Origin of the sequence: Methylobacterium sp. Leaf104, assembly GCF_001422885.1 — a bacterium.
Lineage (GTDB): Bacteria > Pseudomonadota > Alphaproteobacteria > Rhizobiales > Beijerinckiaceae > Methylobacterium.
Genome location: NZ_LMMZ01000001.1, coordinates 821218 through 827926, shown reverse-complemented (window position 1 = coordinate 827926; position 6709 = coordinate 821218). Strand labels below are relative to the sequence as shown.

The window sequence follows — 6709 nt, the reverse complement described above, 5'->3', positions numbered from 1 at the left end:
GAAGGACCTACCGATGAACTGAAGTCAATTTTACCATTCACCGAGACCGTGTGATGACGATCTATTACGTCGACGCATCTTCGTCCGCAGCGAGCGACCAGAACAGCGGCCGTTCCATGGCCACTCCGTTCGCGAGCCTCGACGCGGTCAACAAGCTCAAGCTGCAGGCCGGCGACACCGTCGCGTTCAAGGCGGGCACGACCTACACCGCCTCGGCGGCCGGAACGGGCGCCCTGAACATCGCGGCATCCGGCACGGAGGCGGCRCCGATCACCTTCACCACCTATGGACTGGGTGCCGCGGCCGTCATCAACAACAACGCCKCGGGCTACTCGGATGGCATCAACATCGCCAATTCGAAATAYATCGTCGTCGAAGGYCTGAACATCGGCGCGGCCGGACARGCCGGCATCAACGTCATGAAGACGTCGAGCTACGTGACGRTTCGAAACATCGAGGCGAGCAACGTCGGCGAAGGCGTCATGCTCAACGGCACGAACAACCTCGTCACGCGGAGCTATTTTCACGATCTGAAGATGATCAAGAATACGCCCGACATCAAGGATGACGATTACGGTGCGGTCGGGATCCTGATCGGCAACAGCAACAACGAAGTCTCGTTCAATCGCGTCACCAACGGCAAGGCCGCCAGCTACGACTACACCTACGACGGCGGCGGCATCGAGCTGTTCGGCAACATGGACAACATCAAGATCCACGACAACTGGGTCGARAACAGCGTCGGCTTCATCGAGGCCGGTGGCTACAACAATTCCTTGACGAACATTTCCATCACCAACAACGTCAGCCTGAACAACAACGGCTTCATGGTCCTGCACAAYGGTGGCGGCGGATTCGCCAGCAAGTTCTCCAACGTGGACGTCAGCCACAAYTCGGTCATCGAACAGAACAACAGCACSAAGCAGATGGCCAGCGTCTTCCTGGACGCCGCCTACAAGGCAGGGCAGATCGCGTTTCACGACAAYGCCATGTACCTGAAYACGGGCGATTCGTTCTTCAAGCAGACCGGCGACTATCACTACAACAACGTCTTCTACATGCCCTCGTCGGCGACGCATCTCTACAACAAYTGGGAGATGACGCTGAATGCCGGCGAACGGTTCTCGACGCTGAGCCTGACCGGGGACGTCTCCATCGTGCAGGCCCTCGCCGCCCAGTCAGGGGGTGCGGGCGCCACGCTCGTGACGACTTCCGTGGTCCCGGCGGCAAGCCCCACCACCGCGGCCACGGCGGCAGCCACCGACGGGAGTTTCCGCGCCATCTACCGGTTCTTCGACACCAACACGGGGGATCATTTCTACACCACGAGCGGCGTCGAAAAGCAGCAGATCCTGAGCACGATGCCGACGTTCAACTTCGAGGGCTCCCCCTGGGGGACGCCCGACCAGAGCGCGCTCACCCACGACGTGTTCCGTTTCCTGGAGACGAAGTCCGGCACGCACTTCCTGACGGACAGCGTCGCGGAACGGGACCAGCTGATCAATTCCGCCTCGAGCTACCATTACGAGGGCGTCGCCTTCCAGGCCTACAACGATGCGAGCGGTGCCGGGCACATGACCCTGGAGCGCTTCTACAACAAGGTGACGGGGCTGCATCACTATGCGGGCAGCGCCGAGGAGGCCGCCGGCATCAACAACGGCGCGGCCGGCGCCGGCTGGGTCGACGAGGGCAAGGCCTTCGTCGTCCATGCTCCGTCCGACACCATGCTGTTCGCCTAAGGGCTTTGCCGGGAGACCGGGCTCGGGACGGGCGCTCGACGCGGCATTGGCCCGCTCCCGGCGCCGGCTCGATCGGGCCGATTTTCACCCTGGCGGATCCGCGAAGCGGCACCAGTCCTGCTTGCCCGGACGAGGCGCCCCTTCAACCCGCCACGGAGATCCCAGGCATGAAGCGCGAAGACCTCACCGAGAAACTCCTCGACATCAAGCGCGAGAAGGGCTGGACCTGGAAGTACATCCAGGACGAGATCGGCGGCATCTCGCCGATCCTGATCACCGCCGCCTGCATGGGGCAGATGAAGCTGCCGAAGGCCCAGGCCGCCAAGGCCGCCGCCCTGTTCGGCCTGTCGCCGTCCGAGGAGCGGATGCTGAACGAGGCGCCCTACCGCGGCTCGATCGCCCAGATGCCGCCGACGGACCCGCTGATCTACCGCTTCTACGAGCTGGTGATGGTCTACGGCACCACCTGGAAGGAGCTGATCCAGGAGGAGTTCGGGGACGGCATCATGTCGGCGATCGACTTCAACATGACCATGGAACGCGAGCCCAACAACAAGGGCGACCGGGTGAAGATGAACCTCTCGGGCAAGTTCCTGCCGTACAAGTACTACGGCAACGAAGAGGGCGTGCCGGAATACGGCTTCAAGGAAGGCTGAGCGGCCGGCCGGCGCGCAGCGCCGCGGCAGCGCTCCGCGCCGGCACGCGCAGGGTGCACCGCGTCACGGTCCGCTGCGACCGCGACGCCATCCTGGCCCGGCGATCCGACCGCGGCGCGCCCTGCGTCGTTCCGGGGCGCCGCAGGCGCGCCCCGGATGGCGTCCCGGTACTGCCGGGGATAGGAGGCGAAGCCCCCCGGCCGGGATGGGTCGCACCGACGCGAATGGTGTCCTTCGAACCTCACTCCATCGTCGGCGCGAGCTTCTTCACGCTCTCGACGTCCTCGCCGAGCCAGGCCGCGTTCTTGGCCGTGCCGTCGAAGGTGGCGGAGGTCTTGAACAGCTCGTACTTGCCCTGGAGCGCGTAGGGCTTGCTGCGCTCCAGGAGTTCGGCCACCGTGGCCTTGTCCATCGGCCGATAGGTCTTCACCGCCTCGAAGGCCTGGTCGAGGTCGCGCTGGCTCTCGATGCCGGTGATCACGACGCTGGTCGGCAGGTTCAGGGAGAAGTGCAGGTATTCGAGCGGCTTGATCGGCGCGTCGCTCTTCAGGATGACCCCGTCGCCGAAGGTCTTCATGCCCAGCGCCGCGATGCCGTGCTGGACGAGATAGGGCAGCACCAGGTGCCCGAACGAGCGGAAATGCGCGTCCATCACGTTGAGGGGCATCTGCACGGAATCGAACTCGAAGCCGCGCTCCGCGGCGACCTCGAGCATCTGCAGGTGGATGCGCGGATCCTTGTGGCCGGTGAAGCCGATGTAGCGCAGCTTGCCGGCCTTCCGCGCCTCGACGAAGGCCTCCATGGCGCCGCCCTCGGCGAAGACCCGGTCCGGGTCGTCGAAGCGCAGGATCTCGTGGTGCTGCACGAGGTCGATGCGGTCGGTGCGCAGGCGCTTGAGGGATTCGTCGATCTGGCGCATCGCCTCCTGCTTGGTGCGCCCGTCCATCTTGGACATCAGGAAGACCTTGTCGCGGTAGCCGCCCTGCGCGAGGGCGGCGCCCATGCGCAGCTCCGAGCGTCCGCCGTTGTAGTCCCAGCAATTGTCCATGAAGGTGATGCCGCGATCGATGCCGGCATGGATGAGGCGGGTCGCCTCGTCGTCGGAGACCGCGTTCTTGCCGAGGTGGAAGCCCCCCATGCCGATCGCCGAGATCTTCTCGTCGTGGCGGCCGAACGGACGGTAGAGCATCTCGCCCCGGCGCTCGCCGAGATCGGTGCGGAGCGGCAGGTCGGCCGGGTCCCTCGGCCGGGTATCGGGCAGGCCGGGGGCGGTCACGGCCGCGCCGGCGCTGGTGGTGGCGGCGAGGCCGGCGCCGGCGGCGGCGCCCTGAAGGAAGCTGCGGCGTTCCATGTCTGCTCTCCGGTGTGATGGGGGGTAATGCGGAACGGGCGCGGCATGTCAGGCCCGCGCTCCGTCGCTGGACGTGAGATCCGAGAGGGCCCGCGCGGCCTGGAGCAGGCGCATCGCCGCGCAGGCGGCCCCGTAGCCGTTGTCGATGTTGACCACGGTGATGCCGGGGGCGCAGCTCGCCAGCACGGCGTCGAGGGCGGTGCGGCCGCCCGCGGCCACCCCGTAGCCGACGGAGGTCGGCACCGCGATCAGGGCGCTGGCGACGAGGCCGCCGACGACGCTGGGCAGGGCCGCATCCATGCCGGCGGCCACGATGAGAATCGGGTGGGCGCAGATCTCGTCGAGCCGCCGGGTCAGGCGCCAGAGCCCCGCGACGCCGACATCGGCGAAGAGGGTCGAGGCGTGGCCCTGATAGGCCAGAGTCCGCTCGGCCTCGCGGGCGACCGGAACGTCGGAGGTGCCGGCGGCGACGATGCCGATCCGGGCCGGCCCGGTGATCGGGCGGGCCTGCCCGAAGATCGCCGTCCGCGAGACCGCGCAGTAATCGATCCGCGCGCGGTGCGGCGCGGCGAGGGCCGCGTGCTTGTCGGCGTCGAGGCGCGTCAGCAGCAGCGGCGCACCGCGCGCGGCGGCGGCGTCCAGGATCGCGTCGATCTGCACCGGCGACTTGCCGGCGGCGTAGATCGCCTCCTCGAGGCCGATCCGCTCGGGTCGGGCGAAGTCGAGGACGAACTCGTCGGCGACGCTCATCGGGCCGCCCCCGTCAGGAAGGCGCTGCCGGTGCGGTAGGCCATGAAGCGCACCGGTGCCTCCGGCAGGTTCGCCGGCGCGCCGGCCAGGATCTCCGCCGCCAGGGCGCTCCGGCGCGAGCCGTCGAGCGCCGCGAGACTGTCGGGGTCGAGCTCCACCACGATCCCGGCGGCCCGGACGCGGCAGCGCACGGCGCGCCTCGGACCGGTCGACGCGTCGAGGGTGCGGCTGACCAGGCCCTCGACGGCATGGATGAAGGCGAGGGTCTCGGGCTCGATCCGGATTCCGGTCTCGACCCGGCTCGACAGGCAGGGCGCCGCCGGGAGTTCCGCCACCGCCCCGAGGCCGAGGTCGCGGGCGAGCGCCCGCACCGCGGCCTTGTCCAGTCCGGCCTCCACGTAGGGATGGCGCACGCCGTGCTCGCGCGCGGCGTCGAGACCCGGCCGGTACTCGCCGAGATCGTCGAGATTGGCCCCCGACACCATGGTCCGGTCGGTCACCCGGCGAATGGTGGCGTAGAGGTTGGTCTTGCAGAAGAAGCAGCGGTTGACCGGGTTGGCGCGGTAGTTCGGATCGGCGAACTCGCCGGCCTCGACCACGCGCAGGGACCAGCCGGCCCGGGCCGCCGCGTCCCGCACCCGCCGCGTCGCCTCCGCGGGCACGGCCGGCGAGGCCGCGTGCACCATCAGCGCCCGGTCGGCCCCCAGGAGGCGGTGGGCGGTCTCGGCAAGAGTCAGGCTGTCGACGCCGCCGCTGACCGCGACCGCGAGCGGCCGGGTCTCCCGGAGGGCATCGTTCAGGCGCTGCCGGGGATCGAGGCTCATGCCGCGCCCCCGTTCTCCGAATCGGCCCGGAGCGCGAGCGCCTCGGCCGCGCGGCGCAGGCCCGCGCGGGTCGCGTGGGTCTCCTGCGGGACGGCATCGTCGGCCTCCGCCTTGGCGGTGCGCCCGCCCGGCCGGTCGACCACCTTCACCCGCACGGGCCGGCCCTCGACCGTGACCGTGTGCATCCGGCGCGGCAGGGCGGCGCCGGAGACGACGCGATGGCGCAGGCCGATCGTGGTGGTCTCGCGGAAGCAGGCCGCCACCGCCGCGTCGAGGGCGCCGGCGCGGGCGAGCGCCCGGACATGGGTCATCATCCGCCCCTTCTTGCCGAAGACCGGCATCTGCACGACGTCGAAGATGTCGGGATGCGCGCGCAGGCGGTCGAGGCCCATGCCGAGATCCTCCGCCGACTGGTCGTCCACCTCGAACTCGATCACGCCGAGGTCGCGGTGCTCGCCGCTCCCGCGGGCCGCCGCCGCCTCGTAGACCAGGACGCGCAGGCAGTTGCTGAGGCCGGGCAGGACCTTGGTGCCGAAGCCGATGCCCGAGCCCTTCAGCAGCCGCGGCGCGGCGGCGCGCGGCGGCGCGATGTCCCGCAGGTGGCGCAGGATCGCGGCGCCCGTGGGGGTCACCCGCTCGCCCGGCACGCCGTCGTCCAGGGTCTCGAAGCCTTCGAGGAGGAGGCTGGTGGCGGGGGCCGGCACCGGCAACGGCCCGTGCTGGGTCCGGACCCGTCCCGAGCCGAGGGGCAGCGCCGACACGCTCCAGGCCTCGGCGTCGAGGGCCGCGATCAGGTGGGCGGCCGCCACGATGTCGGCGATCGAATCCCAGGCGCCGACCTCGTGGAAGGCGACGTCCGCGACCGCGATGCCGTGGACCCGCGCCTCGGCCTCGGCCAGGCGGGTGAAGATGCCGATGGCGTGATTCCGTACGGCCGGATCGAGGGGCGCGGCCTCGAGTTCCGCGCGGATGCGCGACCAGTGCCGGTGGCCATGCGCCGCGGCTGCGTCGCCGTGGGGATGCCCGTGCACGGATTCGTGCGCATGATCGTGATCGTGATCGTGATCGGGGTGCCGGTGGACGGGCGCGGCCTCGGCGCGGCCGCCCTCCGTCCCGCGGCGCGCCACGCGGAAGCGCCGGCCGGCCAGGATGCCGTCGTTGTGGCGGACGAGTTCGCAGGACACCTCCGGCAGGGTGGCGCGGATGCTGTCCAGCACTCCGGCTTCCCGATCGGGAAAGGCATCGAGGAGCGCGGCGGCGAACATGTCGCCGGCGATGCCGCCGAGGGCGTCGAGGTGGATCTGCATGCGCGTTCGCGTTCGTTGTCCCGTCACCGCAGAGGGCGAACGCGACATCGTTCGGAAAGGTCCGGCGGCAAGCGCCCGGGCG

General features: G+C 69.5%; 6 protein-coding genes. 2 read left to right on the top strand and 4 right to left on the bottom strand.

Annotated features, from left to right (window positions below; genetic code table 11):
* The first annotated feature begins 53 nt into the window (after positions 1 to 53).
* Both ASF49_RS03885 and cynS read left to right on the top strand, forming a co-directional pair.
* Complete coding sequence (locus ASF49_RS03885; protein ID WP_056467829.1) at positions 54 to 1739, top strand: right-handed parallel beta-helix repeat-containing protein; 1686 nt, start codon at positions 54 to 56, stop codon at positions 1737 to 1739.
* A 167-nt stretch (positions 1740 to 1906) separates the two neighbouring features.
* On the top strand, positions 1907 to 2395 hold the full coding sequence (gene cynS, locus ASF49_RS03880) for a cyanase (RefSeq protein ID WP_056467827.1): 489 nt from the start codon (positions 1907 to 1909) through the stop codon (positions 2393 to 2395).
* A gap of 241 nt (positions 2396 to 2636) precedes the next feature.
* Here the strand turns inward: cynS and ASF49_RS03875 are convergent, their stop codons facing one another.
* Genes ASF49_RS03875 through ASF49_RS03860 form a run of 4 tightly spaced genes read right to left on the bottom strand, consistent with a single transcriptional unit; the run spans position 2637 to position 6627 of the window.
* Positions 2637 to 3746, bottom strand: coding sequence for an aldo/keto reductase (locus tag ASF49_RS03875; RefSeq protein ID WP_056467824.1), 1110 nt, complete (start codon positions 3744 to 3746; stop codon positions 2637 to 2639).
* A 48-nt stretch (positions 3747 to 3794) separates the two neighbouring features.
* Positions 3795 to 4496, bottom strand: coding sequence for a nickel pincer cofactor biosynthesis protein LarB (larB, locus tag ASF49_RS03870; RefSeq protein ID WP_056467820.1), 702 nt, complete (start codon positions 4494 to 4496; stop codon positions 3795 to 3797).
* Positions 4493 to 5320 carry an adenine nucleotide alpha hydrolase gene (locus ASF49_RS03865; protein WP_056467816.1) on the bottom strand — a complete coding sequence of 276 codons (828 nt, stop codon included), beginning with the start codon at positions 5318 to 5320 and terminating at the stop codon, positions 4493 to 4495. Before ASF49_RS03865 ends, larB begins: the two co-directional genes overlap by 4 nt.
* Complete coding sequence (locus tag ASF49_RS03860; RefSeq protein ID WP_056467813.1) at positions 5317 to 6627, bottom strand: LarC family nickel insertion protein; 1311 nt, start codon at positions 6625 to 6627, stop codon at positions 5317 to 5319. The genes ASF49_RS03865 and ASF49_RS03860 overlap by 4 nt, the downstream gene beginning before the upstream one ends.
* Positions 6628 to 6709: the final 82 nt, after the last annotated feature.